Raw genomic sequence first — 22,549 nt, forward strand, 5'->3', positions numbered from 1 at the left:
AAACATTCCACTCCTTCTTTACGCTTTCTGGTGGGCTTTCATCATTTGAATCAGCTCATCAAGCTTCACTTCAATTTGTTCACCCGTTGTCGTATCTTTTACGTTTACAATTTGCTGCGCCAGCTCATCTTCACCAAGAACTGCAATAAACTTGGCTTTCAAGCGGTCTGCCGCTTTAAATTGTGCTTTTAGCTTTTTCGCTGTATAGTCCATTTCACTTGAAATGCCTTCTTTTCTTAGGCGATTCAATAAGCCAACAGCATAATCTTTTGCTTGATCTCCTAATGCCGCAATATATAAATCAATGCCGTCTTGAACAGGAAGCTCAATCTTCTCTGCATCAATCGCTGATAGGAAACGTTCAATACTCATCGCAAAGCCGATACCTGGTGATTCAGGACCGCCAATTCCTTCAACAAGTCCATCATAACGGCCGCCACCGGCTAATGTTGTGATCGCGCCAAAGCCTTCTGCATTACTCATAATCTCAAAGGCAGTGTGATTGTAATAATCAAGACCGCGCACTAAGTTCGGATCGACGACATATTCAATGCCTAGATCGGTTAAGTATTGTTTTACTTTTTCAAAATAAGTCCGTGATTCTTCATTTAAGTAATCTTGAATGGATGGTGCCGTTGCCATCAGTTCGTGATCGCGGTCCTTTTTACAATCAAGAATACGTAATGGATTTTGATGTAAACGAATTTGGCAGTCGTGACAGAATTCATCAATTCTTGGTTCAAAATGCTCGACAAGTGCTTGACGGTAATCTGCACGGCTTTCTTTGTCACCAAGGCTGTTAATGACGAGTTTTAAGTTGGAAAGACCCGCTTTCTCATACACACTCATCGCTAATGAAATGACCTCTGCATCAATGGCAGGATCTTTTGAACCGATCGCTTCAATTCCGAATTGATAAAATTGACGATATCTTCCCGTTTGTGGACGCTCATAGCGGAACATTGGTCCAATGTAGTACAGCTTTGTAGGCTGTGCAGGCTGTGCAAACAGTTTATTTTCAACATAAGAACGGACAGTCGAAGCTGTTCCTTCTGGGCGAAGTGTGATGCTACGTCCTTTTTTGTCTTCAAATGTGTACATCTCTTTTTGAACGATATCTGTTGACTCGCCTACTCCTCGTGCAAATAGTTCCGTATGCTCAAAAATCGGTGTGCGGATTTCTTTGTATTGAAAGGCTGCACATGTATCTCTCGCAATTTGTTCAACATACTGCCAGCGTTCTGATTCTCCCGGTAAAATATCCTGTGTGCCTCTTGGAATATTAAAACTCATTTTTCGTCCTCCTACGACCATCATTCATTTTTTATGTGGACATATAAAAAACCCCCGCCTCTACTATGTGTATAGTAGGGACGAGAGTTATACCCGTGGTGCCACCCTAGTTGGAACATGATCTAGCCATGTTCCCGCTCAAATCCTTAACGCAGATTCACGTTCTCCGCCTAATGACTCATTTTTTGAGTGTTCAGCAGGAAACCTACAGAGTGTTCTTTCGTGATAAATGCCATGCGGATTCGCTTTCAGCCTAAGGCGATTCCTCTCTGCTCACGCAATTTACCCTACTATTCTCTATCATCAGTTCCACATTTTAAATTTTCAAGTGTGTTGATTTATATTATAATAAGGTCGGTGCTGCCACTCTGTCAACCCTTGCCGTGTCTCTTTTTCTTTTCCAGCTCTTCTTTTGATGTGCATCCGTATTCAGATGCTGTTTCTTCAAGGAAGCCTGGTTGATCCATTTCGTCGTGCTGCCAGCGGTCGATATCACGATGTCCATTATATTGCACTCGTCCTAATTTTCTGCTTAATCTCATGTTTGTACATCCTTTTATCACATTTTTATCTAGTATAAACAGATTGATTCAATTTTATTAGGGAAACTGCAAGGAATTCATCCATTACATAACGAATTAACATTCATCGGTTTTACAAGGGAGGGGAAAACACCGTTTTGAATCTGAAAACACACCATCACATGATGTTGCTGCTCACCTGTTTTGTCCTCATTGCCAGCACTTGGCCAATGACACATGCGACGGCTCAAACAGATCAAGCTGTCGTTGCAACAGATGAAATCAATGTGCGAACCGGACCAGGTTTAAGCTACGGGATCGCAGCAGTTGTGAAACGAGGAGAAAGCTACCCGATTCTCACTGAACAAGGAGAATGGGTACAGATCGGGCTATCGAACGGACAAAAAGGCTGGGTCGTCTCATGGCTGATTACCAAGTCATCTGATGCACAAAAGCCTGCTAAGCAAAAGACGCAAGGTCAAAGTACGCAAGGAAGCAGTTCAATTACGTCAACAGCCTCTGACCTTCGCATTCGGACAGGCCCAGGGACTTCCTATCAAGTCATTGGCACTTTCCCGCAGGGCGCTTCCGCTAAAAAGCTGGACACAAGCGGCGAATGGACAAAAATATCGTACAAACAAGCGGAAGGCTGGGTCCACTCTGATTATATTTCTGGCGGACAAAACGCTTCTTCATCCAGTTCAGCTGAGCCCGCTCGTTCTAAACAGTCCGGCACAGTTGGCGTATCAAGCTTGAATGTTCGAAAATCGGCGGCACCAAACGCACAAGTGGCCGCTTCACTTTCCCGCAACACTCAAGTCACCATTTTACGGGAGCAAAATGGCTGGTATGAAATCGAAGCAAAAGGCGTTAAAGGCTGGGTTGCAAGTTATTATATTGTCTCAAACCAGGGAGCAAGTGCAGCACCTGAAAAGAATTCATCCTCTTCGTCATCTCATCAGAAAGCGTACATCGTTTATGATGGGACGAATATTAGAAAAAGCGCTTCTACCTCTGCTGGAATTGCAGAAAGAGCAACAAAAGGAGCTGCTTATCAAATTGTTCGTACGCAAGGTGACTGGTACGAGGTGACATTATCAAACGGCGGAACAGGCTACGTGGCCAGCTGGGTCGTTCAAACAAAGAAAAATAGCAGCGAAGCACCAAGACCTCAGCAGGATTCATCGTCTGGCACTGGATCTTTAAAAGGCAAAACAATTGTTCTTGATCCTGGGCATGGCGGAAAAGACAGCGGCACGATCGGCGCAGACGGTGCATTTGAAAAGAATATCACGATCAAAACCGCTCATTTGCTGGCGGGTAAGTTAAGAGCTTCTGGAGCAAATGTCTATTTAACAAGAAGTGATGATACATTCATCAGCCTTCAATCGAGGGTTGCCACTTCACATTACCGAAATGCAGATGCATTTATTAGTCTTCATTATGATAGCTTTATGGACCCAAGTATCAGAGGGAGCACCGCATATTATTATCAGGCATCCAAAGATCAACGTCTGGCGACAAGCGTTCATACGGAAGTCGCAAAACGATCACAGATCCCTGATAAAGGAGTCAAATTTGGAGATTATTTTGTTTTAAGAGAAAACAAGCGCCCTTCCCTTTTATATGAACTCGGCTATTTAAGCAATCCTCAAGAAGAAGCGATCATTTATAGCGCCTCTTACCAAGAACGAGTGACAGAAGGAATGACAGAAGGATTAAAACAATATTTCCGATAGAAAAAAGAGGCCGCGCGCCTCTTTTTTGTTTGATCGCAAAAGAAAAAGACTCTAAACAAACTCTCAGCAAGAGTTTATCTACAGTCTAAAGTGAATCTATTCTTTGCTATCCATCCAGATGGTGACGGGTCCTGAATTGGTCAATGAGACGTCCATCATCGCCCCAAAACGTCCAGTTTCAACATGGATGCCTTTTTCTCTAAGCGTTTCATTGAAGCATTCGTAAAGTGAATTCGCTACATCCGGTTTGGCAGCTTTCATAAAGTTCGGCCGTCTGCCTTTTCTCGTATCACCATAAAGGGTAAATTGAGACACAGACAGTACACTTCCTTTTACATCTAACAAAGAACGATTCATTTTCCCGTTTTCATCTTCAAAAATACGCAAGTGTGCGAGCTTTTCAGCTAAGTAATGCACATCTTCTTCTGTGTCTTCATGTGTAACCCCAACGAGCACCATATAGCCTTCATTGATGGCACCTGTGATCTCTTCTTCTACTTTCACAGATGCACTCGTCACACGCTGAACAACAAGCCTCATAGACGATATACTTCCTTTCTAATTCATAAATCGGCGAACTGAGTAAATGTCTTTGATTTGTTTGATGCGTTCGACCACTTTGTGCAAATGGTTAATATTTTGGATAAAGATCGCCATATGGATCGTCGCCACTTTGTTACGATCAGACTTACCAGAAACCGACGAGATGTTCGTTTTGGTTTCGTTGACTGCTTGAAGCACCTCATTAAGTAAGCCGCGTCTGTCATATCCTAATATTTCGATTTCCACATTGTATTCTTTACGGTTTCGAGCAGGCTGTTCATGCTCCCACTCAACCGGGATTAACCGTTCCTGCGCTTCTCCTGTCTTCACGTTCGGACAGTCATCACGGTGAACAGATACGCCACGGCCTTTTGTAATAAAGCCAACAATGCTATCACCAGGAACAGGATTACAACACTTAGATAAACGGACAAGCAAGTTATCAATGCCTTTCACTCGCACGCCAGCTTCCCGTTTTTTCCCGTGATATGGTTTTGACTCTACAGACACTTCTTGAACGGTTTTCTCTTGTTCTTCCTGATCTCTTTGTTTTCTTTCTTTTTCCGTTAAACGATTCGCCACTTGGAGTGCCGTAATTCCGTTATAACCGACAGCTGCATACATGTCCTCTTCATTTGAGAAATTAAATTTATCGGCCACTTTTTGCAGATTTTCAGCGGTCAAGATGTCTTTAACATCGAACTCAAGGTTTTTAATTTCTTTCTCCACAAGTTCTCGGCCTTTTTCGACATTTTCTTCACGGCGCTGTTTCTTGAAAAACTGTCTGATCTTGTGCTTCGCTTGGGAGGTTTGGGCAAGTTTGACCCAATCCTGGCTTGGTCCATAGCTATGCTTAGATGTCAGAATTTCAATAATGTCACCTGTTTTTAGCTTATGATCAAGTGTGACCATTTTACCGTTGACCTTGGCTCCGATTGTTTTATTCCCAATTTCCGAATGAATCCGGTATGAGAAATCAATTGGTACGGAACCAGACGGCAGCTCGATGACGTCACCTTTTGGTGTAAATACAAACACCATATCAGAGAAGAGATCGATTTTTAACGATTCCATAAATTCTTCCGCATCTGTGGATTCATTTTGGAATTCAAGGATTTCTCTAAACCAAGACAGCTTCTTCTGGAAAACGGCTTCTTCCGTCGATTCTGCTGACTCTTTGCCTTCTTTATACGCCCAGTGTGCCGCAATTCCGTATTCCGCAATTTCGTGCATTTCCACTGTACGAATCTGAACTTCAAGCGGGTCCCCTTTTGGACCAATCACCGTTGTATGAAGAGACTGATACATGTTCGGCTTTGGCATCGCAATATAATCCTTAAATCTGCCTGGCATCGGCTTCCAGCATGTATGGATAATACCAAGTACCGCATAGCAGTCTTTAATGCTGTCAACCAAAATACGTACAGCCAGCAAATCATATATTTCATTAAATTGCTTATTTTGCATGACCATTTTTCGATAAATACTATAAATATGTTTCGGTCTGCCGGAGAATTCAGCCTTAATGTTCACCTCAGACACGCGGTCTTTTACTTCATTGACAACCTCGTCCAAGTATTCCTCACGTTCCGCTCGTTTACGCTTCATGAGATTCACAATCCGGTAGTATTGCTGCGGATTTAAATAGCGGAGGGCTGTATCTTCAAGCTCCCACTTAATCTTTGAAATCCCTAATCTGTGCGCAAGCGGTGCAAAATATCAAGGGTTTCATTTGAAATTCTTCGCTGCTTTTCCTGCGGAAGATGTTTGAGTGTTCTCATATTGTGAAGACGGTCTGCCAGCTTAATTAAGATGACGCGAATATCCTGCGCCATTGCAACAAACATTTTACGATGGTTTTCAGCCTGTTGTTCTTCTTGTGATTTATATTTAATCTTTCCGAGCTTTGTCACACCATCAACAAGCATGGCTACTTCTTCGTTAAAATGCTCTTTTAAATCTTCTAATGTCACATCCGTGTCTTCGACAACATCATGCAAGAAGCCGCCAGCAATGGTCGAAGGGTCCATTTCAAGATCAACAAGAATTCCCGCCACTTGAATAGGATGGATAATATAGGGCTCACCGGATTTCCGGTATTGCTCCTTGTGAGCATTTTCAGCATATTCGTATGCACGCTCTATAAATTGAATATGTTCAGCGGACAGGTATTCTCTTGCCTTATCAATGACCTGCTGCGCCGTTAAAACTTGTTCGTTCGCCATGGAATCACCTTTTTAAATGAAAACTGTATTGTAGTTTATTATCAAGAAAAATTCGATAGATGTAAAGAGAAGAAGTCCGCTAAAAGATTTTTGATAGGAAAAAAGCACCCTTCTTACTGAGTGCTTTTTTCGTAAAACTCCATTAGTATTGCATTAACGTCAAGATGTCGTAACCGTCAAGCTTCTTTCTGCCATCAAGATACGTCAGCTCAATTAAAAATGCAATCCCTGCCACAACGCCGCCTAATTCCTCAACCAGCTTGATGGATGCTTCAATCGTTCCACCTGTCGCAAGCAAATCATCTGTGATCAGTACACGCTGACCAGGACGAATTGCATCTTTATGAATCGTTAATACATCTTTACCGTATTCCAAACCGTAATCGACTTTGATGACTTCACGAGGAAGCTTTCCTTCTTTACGAACTGGGGCAAAACCTACACCAAGTGCGTATGCTACAGGGCAGCCAATAATGAATCCACGCGCTTCAGGTCCAACAATGAGATCAATATCTCTTTCCTTCGCGTATTCAACGATTTGATCCGTTGCATAACGGTACACTTCGCCTTTATCCATTAACGTTGTAATATCTTTAAATTGTACACCTTCCTTTGGGTAGTCAGGTACAACTGTCACATATTGTTTTAAATCCATCTTTTCCTTTTCCTCCTCGTACGTCAAAGCACAGGTGAGACTTCGCTCATCATGCTATTCAGCCATTCCTTCAGCTCTTTGGCTGAGGAATATGTTAGTGTTTGATCGAGTTCCATCAATCGTTGTTTTGCTGTATAAGACGATGATGCCGTTAAATCTTTTTTAGGGGCATCACGCACTATTGACAGCACACCATTCTCTATTTTAACAAAACCGAGTTCAAAAAACACCTTTGTCATAAAAATGATTGTATCTTTTGTCCAACCTCTATGTTTGGCAAGCTCCATGCCTTGTTCTTTAATAGGAAAACTTCCCCGTTTGAACAAGAACCCATAAAACCATTTGAATTGATCACGGCTCGGGAATGAGGACATAAAGTGATCTTCTTTCCGCTGAAACACCGTATAAATTCTTGCTGGTTGTTGATTTTCTAAAAGCAGCTTGAGCAAGTGTTCATCGGCAGGAACATCGGCAAAGATCACATACTTTTCCTGCACATCAAACGTGGATACATTTTCTGCATCAATAAGATGAATCGGAATATCCACCAGCTCCGATTGCTTTTTTGTTTCTTCGTCAAAACAGAAGACCATCGTTTTTGCTGGATCAAGTGTTGATACTTTCTTTTCCCAATCTTTTTTCCCGCGTAAATCAAACAGCTGCCATTCATCGACTCTAGCGTCTTTTAGCATGAGCTGAGGTTTCTTTCGGTTATTCCATTCATTAATCGAGACCTCACCAACGACAGAAATTTGACTCCCTGGGACAAGTTCTTCTTTTAGTTTGCCTTGGTGAAAACCGACACAGTCGAGCAGCTTGTCTTCGTCTTTTAGTGACATTTTAATGTGATTTTGATTGGCCCCGATCGTTCGGATGTCTTCAAGCTGGGCGTCTTCAATCATAATGAACGGCTTAGGATTCTGCATGCCAAACGGGGACAGCAGCCCCACTTCTTCAATGGCTTGCACCGTCATTTCGTCCACTTTACATACTGCATCGACCCGTTGAATTGGAATGAAATCTTCTTCTGTCAACGTTTCATTTGCATATTGATTCAATCTTTCCCTAAGTAAAGGAACATCATCCGCTCGAAGTGTCATTCCTGCTGCCATCGGGTGTCCACCGAAATGCGGCAGGATGTCACGGCACTTGCTCAAATGGAAAAATAAATCAAAGCCAGGAATACTTCGGGCTGACCCTTTCGCCATCTGCGTTTCTTCATCTATTCCAAGCACAATAGCCGGACGAGAAAATGTATCCGTCAATTTTGAGGCAACAATGCCGACAACGCCTGGATTCCAGCCAGCTTTTGCTACGACGATAGCAGACTGGTCAGCACCTGTCTCTTCGACCATTTGAATGGCTTCTTCCGTGATCGTACTCACAATTTTCTGCCGTTCTTTGTTCAATTCTTGTACAAAACGAGCGAGTTCTTCTGCTTCATCCATATCCTCAGTCATGAGAAGATGAACAGCCGGATCTGCCTGCTCAATTCGTCCAACAGCATTCAGCCTTGGCGCAATTTGAAAGCCGACCGTTTCCTCATTTGCTTCTTCAAGAGTGGCGCCTGCCTCTTTTAATAACGCTTTTAACCCAGGCCGTCTAGATTGACGAAGCTGCATCAGACCTTTTTTGGCAATCCATCTATTTTCATCATGCAGCGGGACAAGATCCGCAATTGTACCGATTGCAGCAAGATCTAATAATTCTACTGGGAGTTTACCGAGGAGTGCATGTGCCACTTTAAACGCCACACCGACACCCGCCAGCTCTTTAAACGGATACTCACACCCAGGCTGCTTAGGATGTACAATCGCAAGTGCCTCAGGCAGTTCCTCGCTTGGTTCATGGTGATCTGTGATGATCAGGTCTAATCCTATTTCTTTTGCAATACGTGCTTCATTTACAGCAGCGATCCCTGTATCCACAGTGATGACAAGCGACGCTCCTTGCTCTTTGATATATCGGAAAGCCTGTTCGTTTGGCCCATATCCTTCTTTAAATCGATCTGGAATATAAAAGTCTACCTTCGCAGATCGTTCTTTAAGTGTATGTAAAAGTACAGAAGTACTTGTCACACCATCTGCATCATAATCTCCGAAGATCACAATCGATTCCTGCTCTTCGATCGCTTTGTTGATGCGCTCTACTGCTTCTTTCATTCCTTTTAATAAGAATGGATCATGAAATTCGGCTTTTTGATCAAATAAAAAAGACCTCGCTTCTTCTACTTCTTCGAGCCCTCTTTGTACAAGAAGTGATGCAGTCAGCGCTGAAATATTCAGATTTTCAGAGAGTGATTTCACTTTTTCTTCGCTAGGATGTTCATATTCCCAACGCATTTTGGATAATAACATAAATTCACCCCTCAACCACACTATTATACTAGAGTGGACTGAGGGGTTTCAATTTTTATTTTATGAAATTGTACTGGAAGATTATTTTTCCTTCCGGTCAAAAGACGCTGGCTGTTCTTTTAAAGGTGTGACATTCGTTTTCTTTTGAACGTCTTTGTCTACCTTTTTTGGAGAAGCAGTAGGGGCAGTCACAGCGGCTGCACGTTCAGCTTTTAATGCTTTTAATTCACGTTTTAGTTTCACAATTTGGAAAATCCCCGCAAAAGCCACAATGAGTCCGCCCATCAGAACAGAACCGATAATGACAAGGATCAGCGGCCATTCAGCCGTTCCAAATAAGTAGTCTACCTGTACAGGCCGCACGTTAATAACAGCAAATACTGAGACAATTAATACGAAAATAAATGCGAGTATGATGGTCCATTGTTGTTTATTCATCTACAAATCCCCCAAGCTTTTTCTTTTATTCTTCCCTCTTTCTTGTCCTTTTTAAACACCGAAAGAACATGGCGGAAGGTTTTCTATCAGCATGGGCGTTTAGCTGCTGAGTTTTTCTTTAATGAGGCTCTTTAATTCTTTTCTTTCTCCAGAGATGACAAGGGTGTCACCTTCTTCAATCACCGTATCTGGTCCTGGATTTAAAATTTTCTCATGTGATTTTCTCACAATGGCGATGACTGTTACTTGATAGTTTTGGCGAACACTCAGGTCTCCGATCGTCTGGTTAACAGCCGGTGCGTTCTTTTCAATCTTAAACCATTCAATGATGAGTTCATCAATGGCCACCTCCACTGTCTCAAGCGCTTTAGGTTTATAGACCATGCCGCCTAAAATAGCCGAGATTTGTCTTGCTTCTTCATCGCTAAGCAAGATACCAGAAATACATTCTTCGTGATCATCTTCTTGAAAATGATACATCTCTCTTCTGCCGTCATCATGTGTGATAATGGCAAGCTTCTCATTATTTCTTGTGATCATTTCGGCTTTGTGACCGATACCTGGCAGTTCAGTTTCCCGAACCTTCATAACAGCCCCTCCAATGAATAAAAGCGAAATGCCCCAAACGGACACTTGCTTTCTATACTGATCTAAACGTATGTCATTATAGCAAAAGACCATTTCAAGATCAATGAAACCCGAAATGTTTTTACATATCATCTTATTGTTGTGACGATGACAAATATGATGCATGAAAAAAAGACTGCCAAGCTGGCAGTCTTTCTTGTTTAAATATCTTGTTCTGTGTCGATTTTAGCCGGCTTTTTCAGCTCACGACCTTTCCATATCAGCCAAATTTGTGCCGCAATGTAAAGGGATGAATACACCCCTGTTAATAGGCCGACAAGTAAGGCAATGGAGAAGTTTGTAATAGATGCTGAACCGAAAATGAGAAGTGCAATCACCACTACAAGTACGGTAAGCACGGTGTTCACAGAACGCGTAAAGGTTTGCTGTAAACTTAAATTCACAATGTACGATAAATCTTCGATCGTTTTCGGTTTGCGTTTCTTCATTTGCTCACGCACCCTGTCGAAGGTGACAATCGTGTCATTGATCGAGTACCCAATGACCGTGAGTATCGCTGCAATGAAGGTGACATCCACCTCTAAGCGCGTAATACTAAAGAAGGCAACGATAAAGAATGCATCGTAAAGCAGAGAGACAATCGCTGCAATCGCCATTTTATACTCAAATCGGACGGATACATATAAGATAATCCCGATCGAAGCAATGATGACAGCGTATAATGCGTTACGCGCAAGCTCTTTTCCGACTGTCGGAGACACTGTACTTACGTTAGGCTCCGTTCCGTATTTATCTTTGAAGTAATCTTTCACTTCAGCAATTTTTTCTTTATTCGGAACACCGACAAATCGAGCTGCTGCTTGATTTTCTTTTTGCCCCGATAACACAACACTGTCTGTCTCAAGGTCTAGCTTTTTAAAGTCTTGCTCCACCTGTTCTGTTGACAGTTTATGGTCACTTTGAATATCAACTCTAGTACCGCTTGCAAAGTCAATACCTGCATTGAGCTTGAAGATTGACAGCACAATGATTCCAGCAATGGTAATGGCTGCTGAGAAAATCATAAAGCCTTTACGTTTGCTGACGAAATCCCATTTATCAAATGGTGTTTTCGGTTCAGTATTTTCAATTGTTTCATGAATATCAATGATGTCTTTCTGACGAACACCAAACCAGCCTTTTCTGCGATCGAGATAACGGCTTTCTACAAGTAAGCCAAGAAGGAATCTTGATAGGAAGACAGCCGTGATAAAGCTTGTCAAAATTGATAGGATAAGCATGGTTGCAAACCCTTTGACAGAGCTTGTTCCAAAGAAGAATAGAACCCCGCCGGCAATAATACTTGTTAAGTTTGCATCAAAGATCGTGGCAAACGATCTGCGGTTACCCGATCTGAAAGCAGAACGGACAGATTTACCGAGCTTAAGCTCTTCTTTAATCCGCTCATACGTAATAATGTTGGCATCGACAGCCATCCCTACCCCAAGAATCAATGCAGCGATTCCAGGCAGTGTCATGACCGCCCCCATCCAGTCAAAGACTTGCAGTGTGATATAGATATAAGCTGACAGTGTAATGACAGCAACAAGACCTGGTAATCGGTAATAAAACAGCATGAATAAGAAGATAAATGCTATTCCTACAATTCCTGCGAAGACTGTTTCGTTTAGTGCTTGCTCACCAAACTGTGCACTCACAGATGTTGAATATTTTTCGGTTAATTTTACTGGCAATGCGCCGGCATTTAAAATGCTCGCAAGGTCTTTTGCCTCTTGAACCGTAAAGTTTCCTTCGATTTGTACGTCACTGCTGTTAATTTCTTGGTTTACATTCGGCGCAGATACATACTTATGTTTTGATTTAGAGACTTCTTTTTTGAAAGAATCTCCCTTATGATAATCAAGCCAAATGACAAGCTGATTGTTTGGTGCCATCGCCGCTACTTTTTTTGTCACGTCACCAAACTTTTTCGCATCCTTTAGTTTGACCGTCACGATCGGCTCATTCGTTTGATTGAATGTTTGTTTTGCACCATTTTCAACAAGATCAGATCCGTTTAGGAGTTCTTTGTCATTCGTATCTCTGAAGGAAAGCTGTGCTTCAGTCGATAGAATCTCCCGTGCTCTGTTTTGATCTTTTACACCCGCAAGCTGTACGCGAATGCGGTTGTTTCCTTCAATCGAAATGTTCGGCTCACTGACCCCAAGCACGTTGGCTCTTCGGTTTAAAGCCTCTACTGTACTGACGAGAACACCATTTGTGATCTTGTCTTCTTTTTTCACTGGGTGTACATCATACAGAACCTCAAATCCACCCTGTAAGTCCAGCCCTAGCGTCATATCTTTCGCAACGGGCTTCGTTAATAAGCCCACACCAGTTCCGATTAACAGAACCACTAAGAAAAACGCAAGTATGCGCCCTTTTTTCATTATGTATTTCCTCCTTAAACACCTGAATCCATTTAGATGGCTTATTTCAACAGTTCGTCCAGCATATTCTTGCCATCTTCACTGTCCAAAAAAGCAGACGTTTTAAACGACTGAACGGTTGCATAGTTCATAAATTCGCCAATTTTCACAGATAAAATATCTGCAACCATTTCATGAATCGGATACTCTTGTTTTTTCTTCCACTTCTTATTCTCTAAGTATGACCATAATTCCTCTAAATCTACATCTTTATAGCCCAAAACGATGAATTCTTCAAGCTTACTGAACAGAAAAGGCTTTAAATGGTCTTTGTATATAGCAGCCGGATGTTGTGTCAATGTGAGGCTCCCCCTTTTCAGTTTTTTATCGAGAGACTTGTCATGCTTGGACGATATACACGCATATCTTATTGTATATGATTCTATGTCGTTTGAGAAGGCAGGTGATCTGTGATTTGACGAAGCAAACGTTTTTAAAAGGGACGATTATTTTAATTTTAGCAGGTTTTATTACAAGAATATTGGGTTTTGTCAATCGAATTGTGATTGCAAGGTTCATTGGTGAAGAAGGCGTAGGGCTTTATATGATGGCAGCGCCTACCTTTTTTCTCGCCGTGACGCTGACACAATTCGGACTTCCTGTTGCTATTAGTAAGCTAGTCGCAGAAGCAGAAGCCCGTGGTGACAAACAAAAAACAAAACACATTCTAGTGATGTCCCTTGCGATAACAGGAACACTCAGCCTGATTTTCACGCCGCTCTTTTTATGGTTTGCCCCTATTATGGCGGAAAATATGCTGACAGATCCTAGAACGGTCTATCCTCTGCTTGCCATTACACCAGTCGTACCCGTTATTGCGATCTCTAGTGTGTTAAGGGGCTATTTCCAAGGAAGACAGCAAATGAGCCCGCTTGCGATGTCGCAAGTACTAGAACAGGTCGCAAGAATTTCACTCGTGGCAGTATGTACAACAGCGTTCCTGCCTTATGGAATTGAATACGCAGCAGCAGGCGCTATGATTTCATCTGTCATCGGCGAAATGATTTCACTTGCTTACTTACTGATTGCCTTTCGTTATAAAAAGACCATCCGTATCCGAAAACGTTTTTTCAAGGCAATTCATGATGGGAAGGACACGTTTAAGCAGCTCATGAGTATTGCCCTGCCAACGACAGGTAGCCGTTTCATCGGCAATATCTCTTGGTTTTTAGAACCGATTGTAGTCGCGCAAAGCCTTGCGATTGCCGGTTATGCAGCTGTGGAAGCAACAAGGCAGTATGGAGAATTGACGGGACTTGCGCTCACCCTTTTGACACTTCCTAGTTTTATCACGTATTCTCTCTCCACCGCACTAGTTCCAGCGATTAGTGAGGGGATGGAACAGAACAAACGCAAAACGGTCGAATACCGGCTCAAGCAGGCGATGCGCCTTTGTTTATTAAGCGGGGGCATTTCATGTATTATCCTTTTCGTGTATGCAGAAAATTTAACCCTCTTCATGTATGGTTCATCTCATGCCGCTGTCTATGTAAAATTCATGGCGCCCTTCTTTTTGCTCTATTACTTTCAAGGGCCGCTGCAGGCTGTCCTTCAAGCATTAAATTTAGCGGGGGCAGCGATGACCAACAGTTTGATAGGAGCTGTTGTGAAAACAGGCATGATCTTTGTTCTTGCTTCACAGCCAAGCTTTGGCATTATGGGCGCAGCGCTTGCGATCCTCATTGGCATCGTTCTTGTCACGTTGCTCCATGCGGCAACTGTCGGTAAAGTGCTGCCTATTCATTTACCATTAAAAGAATATGGACTTTGCGTCCTTGTGATCATCGGCACTGGGGCAGTCAGCTTATGGATGAAACATCAAGCGAGCGGACTCTTTTCCGCACCTTTAGAGCTTGTCATGATGATCTTTTTGACGTGCGTGCTGTATGTCATTCTATTAATCTGTCTTGGGCTAGTGAAACGAGAAGAGCTGCGCCGCATCCCGTTTATTGGGAAGCTGCTGTAGCTCATCTTTTCTTTATAATTTCATCTTTCAAATCAATATAAAAATTCTTCTGATTAAAGCTGCAGTAAGAGATTTGCTCGATATCATGATAGCCTCTTTTGGCAAGCTCCTTTATCAGCCACTGTTCATCATGGTTGATCTGCTTGAGATGATCATGCTGAACCACACCGTCTGCAATAAGCGGGAGCTCAAGCGCTGCATGTTTGCGCTTGTTTTCTTTTTCAACAACGGCGAGCTTTCCTGAAGGCTCTAAGATGGCATATGAGACATCCTGGATACTATCGATGTTATTTTCTCTTAATTGAATCAGCAAATCATCAAAATTGTATCGCTGTTTTCTCATCGCACCCTCGTCTATTTTTCCGTTGATGATGAGCAGGGCCGGCTTACCGTCGAGAAAACGACGGACACCTTGGAATTTTAGTGACAAATAGGCAAGGGTGATTTGAATGAAGGTTAACAGCAGGATCGGCCATACTGTATGTAACATGTGATCCTCTACTTCTTCTATGGCGAGCACCGCAATTTCAGCGATCATCATAAAAATAACAAGATCTAAAATACTCAGTTCCCCAATCTCCCTTTTGCCCATTAAACGAAAGATAAACCAAATGAGAAAATATAAAATGATCGTTCTCATGGAGATAATTAAGATGTCCTGCATATGATGTAAACCCTCCTTCTCCACCATAGCTTGTGTTAAAACACTTTATTTATGTAGAAAAGAAAGCCTCGGTTTTTATCACGAGAAACATGTCTATTTTTTCTTCTCCGTGAATACATTTTAGTAAAAGACAAGCTTCGGTCAATTGGAGAGGAGACGAATCACATGCAGGAAACGAAACAAATAGGAAAAGGCATTTTATCTGGCTTAATTGCTATTTTTGTCGTGATGATTGTCACAAGCTTACTTGTATCACTGATGCTTACCTTCACAAGTATGCAGGAATCATCGTTTAAATGGATGATCATGATCTTGTCCTTTGCGGCACTTTTTCTAGGAGGAATGATTTCTGGAGGGAAAGCAAAGGAACGGGGCTGGCTCATTGGCGCCATGACCTCTTTTATCTTTTCACTCACTGTTTTTTTATTTCAATATTTAGGGTTTGGAGAAACCTTTTCACCAGAACAATTCATCTATCATGCAGCCTTTTTGGGAATTTGTATGCTAGGGGGAATGATTGGCGTTAATCTTCGGGGCAAATAAAAAAAGAGCGAATGATATCGCTCTTTTTTTATCGCTATGTATTGGAGGATTAACCTTTGTCAGCTAATTCTCTAATAGCACGTCGGTCGAAAGTTAAACGGTTGTTTTCGCTTGTTTTGATGACCACTTTTGATTCATCAATGTAGTCGATTTCACCGTGTAAACCACCGATTGTGACGATTTTATCGCCTTTTGATAAAGATTGCTGCATCTGACGCACAGCTTTTTGTTGCTTTTGCTGTGGACGGATTAACAAGAAGTAAAGCACAGCAAACATGACAACAATCATAATGATTGAACCCATACCACCATCCATTCTATCTCACCCCTTTCTAAAGCATTGTAAAGCTTTTCGTTTATGCGTTAAAAGTTTTTCGCATTCGGTTTGTTAAAGCCATAACGCTCAAAAAACTCTTCTCTAAAATCACCTAAACGATCCTCACGGATAGCTTCTCTCACTTGCTCCATTAATTTTAACAGAAAATGAAGATTATGATAAGTTGTTAATCGAATTCCGAACGTCTCATTTGTACGGATCAAATGTCTAATATAAGCGCGTGTGTAATTTTTACATGTGTAGCAGTCACAGTTTTCATCGATTGGTCTGAAATCACGCTCATATTTAGCATTTTTCACAACAAGGCGTCCTTCACTTGTCATGAGCGTACCATTTCTTGCAATTCGCGTTGGCAGTACACAGTCAAACATATCGACACCGCGAATCGCGCCGTCAATTAATGAATCTGGTGAGCCGACACCCATTAAGTACCTCGGCTTGTCATCCGGTAAAAATGGCGTTGTGAACTCCAGTACTCGGTTCATCACGTCTTTTGGTTCACCAACAGATAAACCTCCAATGGCATAGCCTGGGAAATCAAGTGAAACAAGATCTTTTGCACTTTGTTTACGAAGCTCTTCGTATTCTCCGCCCTGTACAATGCCAAACAGTCCTTGATCCTCTGGACGCTGGTGCGCTGTTAAGCAGCGCTCTGCCCATCTGCTTGTCCGCTCTACAGAACGTTTCATATAATCGTACTCTGCTGGGTATGGAGGGCATTCGTCAAATGCCATCATAATATCTGAGCCGAGCGCATTTTGAATCTCCATCGCTTTTTCAGGAGAAAGGAACAACTTATCTCCATTTAAGTGATTACGGAAGTGAACGCCTTCTTCTTCAATTTTTCTAAATTCACTTAAAGAAAACACTTGGAAACCGCCTGAATCAGTGAGAATCGCTCGATCCCAGTTCATAAATTTGTGCAGGCCGCCTGCTTCTTTGACAATGTCATGCCCCGGGCGCAGCCATAGATGATACGTATTGCTTAAAATGATGCCTGCTTCCATCGCTTTTAACTCTTCAGGCGCCATTGTTTTCACTGTAGCCAGTGTACCAACTGGCATAAATACAGGTGTTTCAAAGGAGCCGTGCGGTGTATGAACGCGTCCAAGACGTGCACCTGTTTGTTTGCATGATTTAATGAACTCATAACGTATCGGTAATTGCGACAAAAATGAGCCCTCCTGTCTTTGTTGTATGATGTTATTGAATCAGCATGGCATCGCCAAAACTGAAGAATCGGTATTCCTCTTTTACAGCCTCATTGTACGCTTTTAGGACGTGTTCTCGTCCAGCTAATGCACTGACAAGCATAATTAAAGACGATTTTGGCAAGTGGAAATTCGTGATCATGCCATCAATTGCCTTAAATGTATAGCCTGGATAAATAAAAATCGACGTCCAGCCGCTTGACGCTTTGAATTCACCATCATAAGCACTTGCAATGGTTTCAAGCGTTCTTGTCGAAGTTGTTCCGACTGAAATAATCCGTCCGCCTTCTTTGCGCACTCGATTAAGTTCTTCCGCCGTTTCTTCATTCATTTCGTAAAACTCTGCGTGCATTTCATGTTCTTCAATGCGTTCAGCACTGACCGGTCGAAATGTGCCAAGTCCTACATGGAGCGTAATAAACGCAATATGCACTCCTTTTGCTTTCAGTGCATCCAGCAGTTCATTTGTAAAGTGAAGACCGGCAGTAGGCGCAGCAGCCGAACCAACCTCTTTGGAATAAACGGTTTGATAACGCTCACGATCGTCAAGCTGCTCTTTAATGTACGGAGGCAGTGGCATTTCACCTAAGGATTCAAGTACTTCATAAAAAATGCCTGTATACTGAAACTCAACTTTTCTTCCGCCATGTTCCAGTTCTTCTGTACATACCGCTTTTAATCGTCCATCACCAAATGTAATGACTGTTCCGTTTTTCACACGTTTTGCTGGTTTCACGAGCGTTTCCCATTTGTCTCCTTCTTCTTGTTTCAAAAGAAGCAGCTCCACTTTAGCACCCGTATCCTCTTTCGTTCCAAACAGACGTGCAGGCAATACACGTGTATTGTTTAAAACGAGACAATCACCCTTTTGAAAGTAATCTGTGATTTGCGAGAATGTATCATGTGTGATGTCACCTGTTTGTTTATTTAAGACCATCAGTCTTGATGCATCTCGTTTTTCAAGGGGGACTTGTGCAATCAATCTTTCTGGTAAATCAAAATCAAATAGTTCTAACTTCATTTCCTTCACCTATTCTGTAGTTAACTAGTTAACGTTATTTCATCCGTCCGAAGACATTGAGTAAAATGGTTAGGACGATGCTAATGACAATGCATGTAATCACAGGAAAAAAGAACGTTACGTTCCCTTTTTTCACGAAAATATCGCCAGGAAGTTTCCCAACCAATTGAAACACTAAACCTGCGGCAAAAAGGACACCACCTAAAATCATCAACATTTTAGGGAATTCAGTCACGAATCGGAACCTCCATATGAAAATGTTCATACGCTTCTCTTGTGACGACCCGCCCTCTTGGTGTTCTTTGCAGAAAACCAATTTGCAGTAAATACGGTTCGTACACATCTTCAATCGTATGTGATTCTTCTCCAATTGTCGCTGAGATCGTATCAAGTCCAACAGGACCGCCTCTAAATTTTTCAATCATACTTAAAAGCAGCTTATGATCGATATGATCAAGTCCGAGTCTGTCAACTTGCAGACGCTCAAGAGCATCTTCTGCAATGTCTTGTGTGATCGCATGATTTCCAAGCACCTGCGCAAAATCTCTTACTCTTCTGAGCAGACGATTGGCGACCCTCGGTGTGCCTCTAGATCTTCTTGCAATCTCTTCAGCTGAACGAATGTCGATCCCAATCTCAAACAGCTCGGCTGTTCTTGCTACAATGTGAGCCAAATCTCTTTGCTCATAGTATTCCAATCTTGCATGAACTCCAAACCTATCACGAAGCGGCGCTGTTAAAAGCCCAACACGGGTTGTAGCACCTACAAGCGTAAATGGCGGTAAATCAAGCCGCACAGAGCGTGCTGTATCTCCTTTTCCAATCACGATATCTAGACAAAAGTCCTCCATCGCTGGATATAGCACTTCCTCTATTGAACGCTGCAAGCGATGAATTTCATCAATAAACAGAACATCGCCAGGTTCAAGAGATGTTAAGATCGCCGCCAAATCGCCAGGACGTTCAATCGCCGGTCCAGACGTTGTACGCAGCTGAACATTCATTTCATTGGCAATGATCGACGCAAGCGTTGTTTTCCCAAGTCCCGGCGGTCCATATAAAAGGACGTGATCCAGTGTTTCCTGCCTCATTCGGGCAGCTTCAATAAATACGCTGAGATTATCCTTTACTTTCTGCTGGCCAATATATTGACTAAGCGTCTGTGGACGCAGACTTTGCTCAATGGCTGATTCATGGTTGTCTGCTTCAGTTGAGACGAGCCGTTCATCCATGAGACATCACCCTATTTCAACATTTTTTGTAAAGCTTTTTTCACATATTGATCGGTTGTAAGATTCTTCTCTTCTTTTAATAAAGGAAGAACCTTTTTGATTTCACGATCACCATACCCAAGGACACTTAAAGCTTCAACCGCTTCATCTAAAGCGCTTTGCTGTGTTTCAACCTGAATATGATCCTCGTGGTTAAATAAGTTTCCTATCATTTCAGGCACCACATCTGCGAGCTTCCCTTTCAGATCTAGAATGATCTGACGTGCTGTTTTTTTGCCAACACCCGGGAATTTAATGAGGAAAGCTTCATCCTCTCGTTCGATCGCTGAAATGACAGCGCCAGGGTCACCGGAAGCAAGAATCGCAAGCGCCCCCTTCGGTCCAATCCCTGTGACATTTAACAGTTTTGTGAACAACGCTTTTTCTTCTCGTGTTTGGAATCCATATAACGAAAAAGCGTCTTCCTTTATGTAATGATACGTATAAATCGTTTCTTGTTTTGATACTCGATAGATAAACGGATTTGGGGTATAGACTTGATATCCCACTCCGCCGTTTTCAATGACAACATATTGCGGGCACACATAATCAATGGTCCCTTTTACAAACTCTATCACCGTTTTCACCTCTTTGACTGTTCTCCATTGTAACATAAATCGAAGAGAAAACCGTAATAAAAGTTAACATACGTTCGCTCAGCCTTTTTTCATAGTCAACCCATGAAAAAGAGCTTGCGGTCTTCACACCAGCAAGCTGTCATACGATTAAAACGATTGTTCATTTCGGTAAGGTTTCATGACTTCAAGCACATGCTCAAATTCATCTTTTGTTCGAAACGGAATGCCTTGTGCAAGCTGCTGCTCTACATGACTTTCCAAGCGGGACGTATCAATTTGAAAAAAGAGATGAATAGGCTCCGCCCACCCGTCAGGCCTTCCATGAAACGTAGAAATCACGCCGTCTTCTGATAATCCGATATATCCATTTGCTTTACTCAAAGGCGATATATCGTCAATTTGCTTTCTAAAAAGGGCAAAATCCTCTCGCTGTTCTACCAATGTCCAGCCCTTATACTGGGCCCAAAATGTGTCTTTGTCTTCTAATGATGCCCGCTGTCTTTCAATACTTACATCGCCGTCTAGATAGACCTTTTCAAGCTGAACGTTGATGGTTTTTGACTCTTTTTGCAAGTGTTCTGCTGCTTCCATATCAACAGCGAAAAAGAGTACACTTGTCATGATAAGTCCTGTAACGAAATACTTTATTTTCACTTTCACTATTTACACCTCTTTAGAACATAAGATCGATGCATGACATATGTAGTTTGACCCATTTTGCTACACATTAACCAAATCGATGTCTTGACACATATTGAGAGTCTTTCGTTGTATCCTTCGTGCGTAAATGTTATGTTTTATACAATCCATTGCTCTACCGAATTACATGGTTTTTTCATCATTCGTTTTTCAGCCGCATAAACTGAAACCAAAGAAGGTGAAGTCAATGTCAGATGTCAAAAGATTAGCCGAATCGATTCAGTATCAAGAAGAAAAGCGTTTTAATAAGCTCGTCTTTAAACCGGCTGAGCTTGAGCTGTGCGGCAAAGGAAGAAGTGCCTATGTATTTTCATACAAAAAAGACGGCAAGAAAATGGCGTTAAAAGTCTTTTTTCCTTCTTATCGAAACATCGCCCGCAAAGAGGCTGCAATTTATGAAAAACTTTCCGGCTCCTCCTATTATCCTGAGATTTACGAGTCTGGGGATCAGTATATTTTAATGGAATATATTAAAGGTTATACTTTCTATGAATGCCTGACAAAAGGAATTCCGATCAAAAAACAAATGATTGAACAAGTAGATGATGCATTGGAAGAAGCACGCGCGAAAGGTTTAAATCCTTCTGATATTCATCTGCGGAATTTAATTTTAACAAAGGATGGCCGCGTCAGGGTCATTGACGTCGCCCGCTTCACGCAAACGAAAACATGTCATCAATGGGATGATTTAAAAGCTGCATACGCCTATTATCAAAAACCTTTTTTCCCTAAAAAAGCGCCGCGGCTGTGGCTTGAAGTGATTGCCTATTTGTATAAGAAAAACTGGCTGTCTCGAGGTCAGCTGAACAACCGAAATGATTTTACTGCATAATGAAAGCCGCTCGAAAAGAGCGGCTTTCAGATTGTTGACAAAGGGCTAAAATGAACTTGATTTTAGCCCTTTGTCTTCTTTTCAGCGTGATAGAAAACCTTTGAATTCTAGGAAGGACGAGTACCGGCGCGGAGCGAATTTGACATTCGTGAGCATCGGCACGCAGGACTGACAAAGAATGCGAGGGTTTGTCTACACGCTGAAAGCCGCTCTCTTTGAGCGGCTTTCTGTTTTATTCTGTTTCTACATGGATACTATTCACATTTAATAGGTTAATGATTTCATTATTCAGCTTAAACCAATGATTGGCTTCCTCAATTTTTTTATACACATCATAGGTAGCTGGACGTTTCAGCTCGAAATCGAGCACTTCCCCATTGTTCATATGAAATGTTACCTTAAATACTTTCATCATAAGATCACCTTCCACTCTGTCTTGTTCACTAACCGAATCGGTCAGCTCTTTTCATTCATTCTCTATTCAATCCGTTTCCCCTGCTTCTTTCCTTCTAAACACAAGAAGTTTAAATTTTGTTTAAATTCGCACAACATATCTATCTATGTACTCTTCAAAAGAAGTATATTGAATGAAAAGGAGGC

At 42.1% G+C, this 22,549-nt stretch carries 22 protein-coding genes, 1 pseudogene and 1 other annotated feature; of the genes and pseudogenes, 4 read left to right on the top strand and 19 right to left on the bottom strand.

Annotated features, from left to right (window positions below; all coding sequences use genetic code 11):
* Positions 1-18 precede the first annotated feature (18 nt).
* Positions 19-1,293: a histidine--tRNA ligase gene (gene hisS / locus AC0VYC_RS12375; RefSeq protein ID WP_024718378.1), complete on the bottom strand. Its 1,275-nt coding sequence runs from the start codon at positions 1,291-1,293 to the stop codon at positions 19-21.
* A gap of 73 nt (positions 1,294-1,366) precedes the next feature.
* Positions 1,367-1,606, bottom strand: a binding site (T-box leader).
* A gap of 58 nt (positions 1,607-1,664) precedes the next feature.
* Complete coding sequence (locus tag AC0VYC_RS12380) at positions 1,665-1,835, bottom strand: YrzK family protein (protein ID WP_003216250.1); 171 nt, start codon at positions 1,833-1,835, stop codon at positions 1,665-1,667.
* A 137-nt stretch (positions 1,836-1,972) separates the two neighbouring features.
* On the opposite strand from AC0VYC_RS12380, the gene AC0VYC_RS12385 reads away from it, so the two are divergent.
* Positions 1,973-3,553 (top strand): SH3 domain-containing protein, encoded by a 1,581-nt coding sequence (locus tag AC0VYC_RS12385; RefSeq protein WP_144684074.1) that lies wholly within the window; start codon positions 1,973-1,975, stop codon positions 3,551-3,553.
* 96 nt (positions 3,554-3,649) lie between these two features.
* On the opposite strand, the gene dtd is transcribed toward AC0VYC_RS12385, so the two are convergent.
* From dtd to AC0VYC_RS12425, 8 genes and pseudogenes are all read right to left on the bottom strand, one after another.
* Positions 3,650-4,093 carry a D-aminoacyl-tRNA deacylase gene (gene dtd / locus AC0VYC_RS12390; protein WP_472594360.1) on the bottom strand — a complete coding sequence of 148 codons (444 nt, stop codon included), beginning with the start codon at positions 4,091-4,093 and terminating at the stop codon, positions 3,650-3,652.
* A gap of 18 nt (positions 4,094-4,111) precedes the next feature.
* Positions 4,112-6,321, bottom strand: a pseudogene (locus tag AC0VYC_RS12395) (RelA/SpoT family protein).
* Positions 6,322-6,463: 142 nt separating this feature from the next.
* Complete coding sequence (locus tag AC0VYC_RS12400; protein ID WP_008342729.1) at positions 6,464-6,976, bottom strand: adenine phosphoribosyltransferase; 513 nt, start codon at positions 6,974-6,976, stop codon at positions 6,464-6,466.
* Between the two features lie 23 nt (positions 6,977-6,999).
* The gene (recJ, locus tag AC0VYC_RS12405; RefSeq protein WP_072368029.1) at positions 7,000-9,333 is read right to left on the bottom strand and encodes a single-stranded-DNA-specific exonuclease RecJ; all 2,334 of its coding nucleotides are present in this window, start codon (positions 9,331-9,333) and stop codon (positions 7,000-7,002) included.
* Between the two features lie 81 nt (positions 9,334-9,414).
* Complete coding sequence (locus AC0VYC_RS12410) at positions 9,415-9,771, bottom strand: LapA family protein (RefSeq protein WP_024718382.1); 357 nt, start codon at positions 9,769-9,771, stop codon at positions 9,415-9,417.
* Between the two features lie 99 nt (positions 9,772-9,870).
* Positions 9,871-10,359: a cation:proton antiporter regulatory subunit gene (locus AC0VYC_RS12415; protein ID WP_008342734.1), complete on the bottom strand. Its 489-nt coding sequence runs from the start codon at positions 10,357-10,359 to the stop codon at positions 9,871-9,873.
* Between the two features lie 200 nt (positions 10,360-10,559).
* Positions 10,560-12,788: a protein translocase subunit SecDF gene (secDF, locus tag AC0VYC_RS12420; protein WP_475388572.1), complete on the bottom strand. Its 2,229-nt coding sequence runs from the start codon at positions 12,786-12,788 to the stop codon at positions 10,560-10,562.
* Positions 12,789-12,829: 41 nt separating this feature from the next.
* On the bottom strand, positions 12,830-13,126 hold the full coding sequence (locus AC0VYC_RS12425) for a post-transcriptional regulator (protein WP_003216788.1): 297 nt from the start codon (positions 13,124-13,126) through the stop codon (positions 12,830-12,832).
* 116 nt (positions 13,127-13,242) lie between these two features.
* Between AC0VYC_RS12425 and spoVB the strand changes: the two genes are divergently transcribed.
* A complete protein-coding gene (gene spoVB, locus AC0VYC_RS12430; RefSeq protein WP_047947105.1) occupies positions 13,243-14,793 on the top strand; it encodes a stage V sporulation protein B in 1,551 nt (516 codons plus the stop codon).
* Between the two features lies 1 nt (position 14,794).
* Here spoVB and AC0VYC_RS12435 read toward each other — a convergent pair whose 3' ends face one another.
* Positions 14,795-15,457: a DUF421 domain-containing protein gene (locus AC0VYC_RS12435; RefSeq protein ID WP_024718383.1), complete on the bottom strand. Its 663-nt coding sequence runs from the start codon at positions 15,455-15,457 to the stop codon at positions 14,795-14,797.
* Between the two features lie 165 nt (positions 15,458-15,622).
* Here AC0VYC_RS12435 and AC0VYC_RS12440 point away from each other — a divergent pair, with 165 nt between their 5' ends.
* Entirely contained in the window at positions 15,623-16,000 is a 378-nt protein-coding gene (locus tag AC0VYC_RS12440) for a TIGR04086 family membrane protein (protein WP_007501492.1), read from the top strand.
* Positions 16,001-16,049: 49 nt separating this feature from the next.
* Here AC0VYC_RS12440 and yajC read toward each other — a convergent pair whose 3' ends face one another.
* The 7 genes from yajC to AC0VYC_RS12475 all read right to left on the bottom strand — a co-directional run bounded on the left by yajC (position 16,050) and on the right by AC0VYC_RS12475 (position 21,078).
* Entirely contained in the window at positions 16,050-16,316 is a 267-nt protein-coding gene (yajC, locus tag AC0VYC_RS12445) for a preprotein translocase subunit YajC (RefSeq protein WP_003216659.1), read from the bottom strand.
* 47 nt (positions 16,317-16,363) lie between these two features.
* The gene (tgt, locus tag AC0VYC_RS12450; protein ID WP_008342748.1) at positions 16,364-17,509 is read right to left on the bottom strand and encodes a tRNA guanosine(34) transglycosylase Tgt; all 1,146 of its coding nucleotides are present in this window, start codon (positions 17,507-17,509) and stop codon (positions 16,364-16,366) included.
* Between the two features lie 31 nt (positions 17,510-17,540).
* On the bottom strand, positions 17,541-18,569 hold the full coding sequence (gene queA, locus AC0VYC_RS12455; protein ID WP_007501498.1) for a tRNA preQ1(34) S-adenosylmethionine ribosyltransferase-isomerase QueA: 1,029 nt from the start codon (positions 18,567-18,569) through the stop codon (positions 17,541-17,543).
* A 34-nt stretch (positions 18,570-18,603) separates the two neighbouring features.
* Positions 18,604-18,804: a DUF2905 domain-containing protein gene (locus tag AC0VYC_RS12460; protein WP_008342752.1), complete on the bottom strand. Its 201-nt coding sequence runs from the start codon at positions 18,802-18,804 to the stop codon at positions 18,604-18,606.
* Entirely contained in the window at positions 18,797-19,801 is a 1,005-nt protein-coding gene (ruvB, locus tag AC0VYC_RS12465) for a Holliday junction branch migration DNA helicase RuvB (RefSeq protein WP_007501501.1), read from the bottom strand. The genes AC0VYC_RS12460 and ruvB overlap by 8 nt, the downstream gene beginning before the upstream one ends.
* An 11-nt stretch (positions 19,802-19,812) precedes the next feature.
* A complete protein-coding gene (ruvA, locus tag AC0VYC_RS12470; protein ID WP_173408156.1) occupies positions 19,813-20,418 on the bottom strand; it encodes a Holliday junction branch migration protein RuvA in 606 nt (201 codons plus the stop codon).
* Positions 20,419-20,565: 147 nt separating this feature from the next.
* Positions 20,566-21,078, bottom strand: a complete 513-nt coding sequence (locus tag AC0VYC_RS12475) for an intercompartmental signaling factor BofC (RefSeq protein ID WP_008342756.1) — start codon at positions 21,076-21,078, stop codon at positions 20,566-20,568.
* Between the two features lie 226 nt (positions 21,079-21,304).
* Here AC0VYC_RS12475 and AC0VYC_RS12480 point away from each other — a divergent pair, with 226 nt between their 5' ends.
* A complete protein-coding gene (locus AC0VYC_RS12480) occupies positions 21,305-21,949 on the top strand; it encodes a serine/threonine protein kinase (RefSeq protein WP_017367714.1) in 645 nt (214 codons plus the stop codon).
* A 232-nt stretch (positions 21,950-22,181) separates the two neighbouring features.
* Here AC0VYC_RS12480 and AC0VYC_RS12485 read toward each other — a convergent pair whose 3' ends face one another.
* A complete protein-coding gene (locus AC0VYC_RS12485; RefSeq protein ID WP_008342761.1) occupies positions 22,182-22,364 on the bottom strand; it encodes a hypothetical protein in 183 nt (60 codons plus the stop codon).
* Positions 22,365-22,549: the final 185 nt, after the last annotated feature.

This window comes from Bacillus sp. iso_77 (genome assembly GCF_056173625.1).

Excerpts from the sequence above, each read along its gene's own strand:
- hisS (WP_024718378.1), bottom strand. The coding sequence starts at position 1,293 with ATGAGTTTTAATATTCCAAGAGGCACACAGGATATTTTACCGGGAGAA.
- AC0VYC_RS12435 (WP_024718383.1), bottom strand. The coding sequence starts at position 15,457 with ATGCAGGACATCTTAATTATCTCCATGAGAACGATCATTTTATATTTT.
- AC0VYC_RS12410 (WP_024718382.1), bottom strand. The coding sequence starts at position 9,771 with ATGAATAAACAACAATGGACCATCATACTCGCATTTATTTTCGTATTA.
- AC0VYC_RS12415 (WP_008342734.1), bottom strand. The coding sequence starts at position 10,359 with ATGAAGGTTCGGGAAACTGAACTGCCAGGTATCGGTCACAAAGCCGAA.
- AC0VYC_RS12400 (WP_008342729.1), bottom strand. The coding sequence starts at position 6,976 with ATGGATTTAAAACAATATGTGACAGTTGTACCTGACTACCCAAAGGAA.
- AC0VYC_RS12485 (WP_008342761.1), bottom strand. The coding sequence starts at position 22,364 with ATGATGAAAGTATTTAAGGTAACATTTCATATGAACAATGGGGAAGTG.
- AC0VYC_RS12480 (WP_017367714.1), top strand. The coding sequence starts at position 21,305 with ATGTCAGATGTCAAAAGATTAGCCGAATCGATTCAGTATCAAGAAGAA.
- queA (WP_007501498.1), bottom strand. The coding sequence starts at position 18,569 with ATGAAGTTAGAACTATTTGATTTTGATTTACCAGAAAGATTGATTGCA.
- AC0VYC_RS12380 (WP_003216250.1), bottom strand. The coding sequence starts at position 1,835 with ATGAGATTAAGCAGAAAATTAGGACGAGTGCAATATAATGGACATCGT.
- recJ (WP_072368029.1), bottom strand. The coding sequence starts at position 9,333 with ATGTTATTATCCAAAATGCGTTGGGAATATGAACATCCTAGCGAAGAA.
- dtd (WP_472594360.1), bottom strand. The coding sequence starts at position 4,093 with ATGAGGCTTGTTGTTCAGCGTGTGACGAGTGCATCTGTGAAAGTAGAA.
- AC0VYC_RS12440 (WP_007501492.1), top strand. The coding sequence starts at position 15,623 with ATGCAGGAAACGAAACAAATAGGAAAAGGCATTTTATCTGGCTTAATT.
- yajC (WP_003216659.1), bottom strand. The coding sequence starts at position 16,316 with ATGGATGGTGGTATGGGTTCAATCATTATGATTGTTGTCATGTTTGCT.
- secDF (WP_475388572.1), bottom strand. The coding sequence starts at position 12,788 with ATGAAAAAAGGGCGCATACTTGCGTTTTTCTTAGTGGTTCTGTTAATC.
- ruvB (WP_007501501.1), bottom strand. The coding sequence starts at position 19,801 with ATGGATGAACGGCTCGTCTCAACTGAAGCAGACAACCATGAATCAGCC.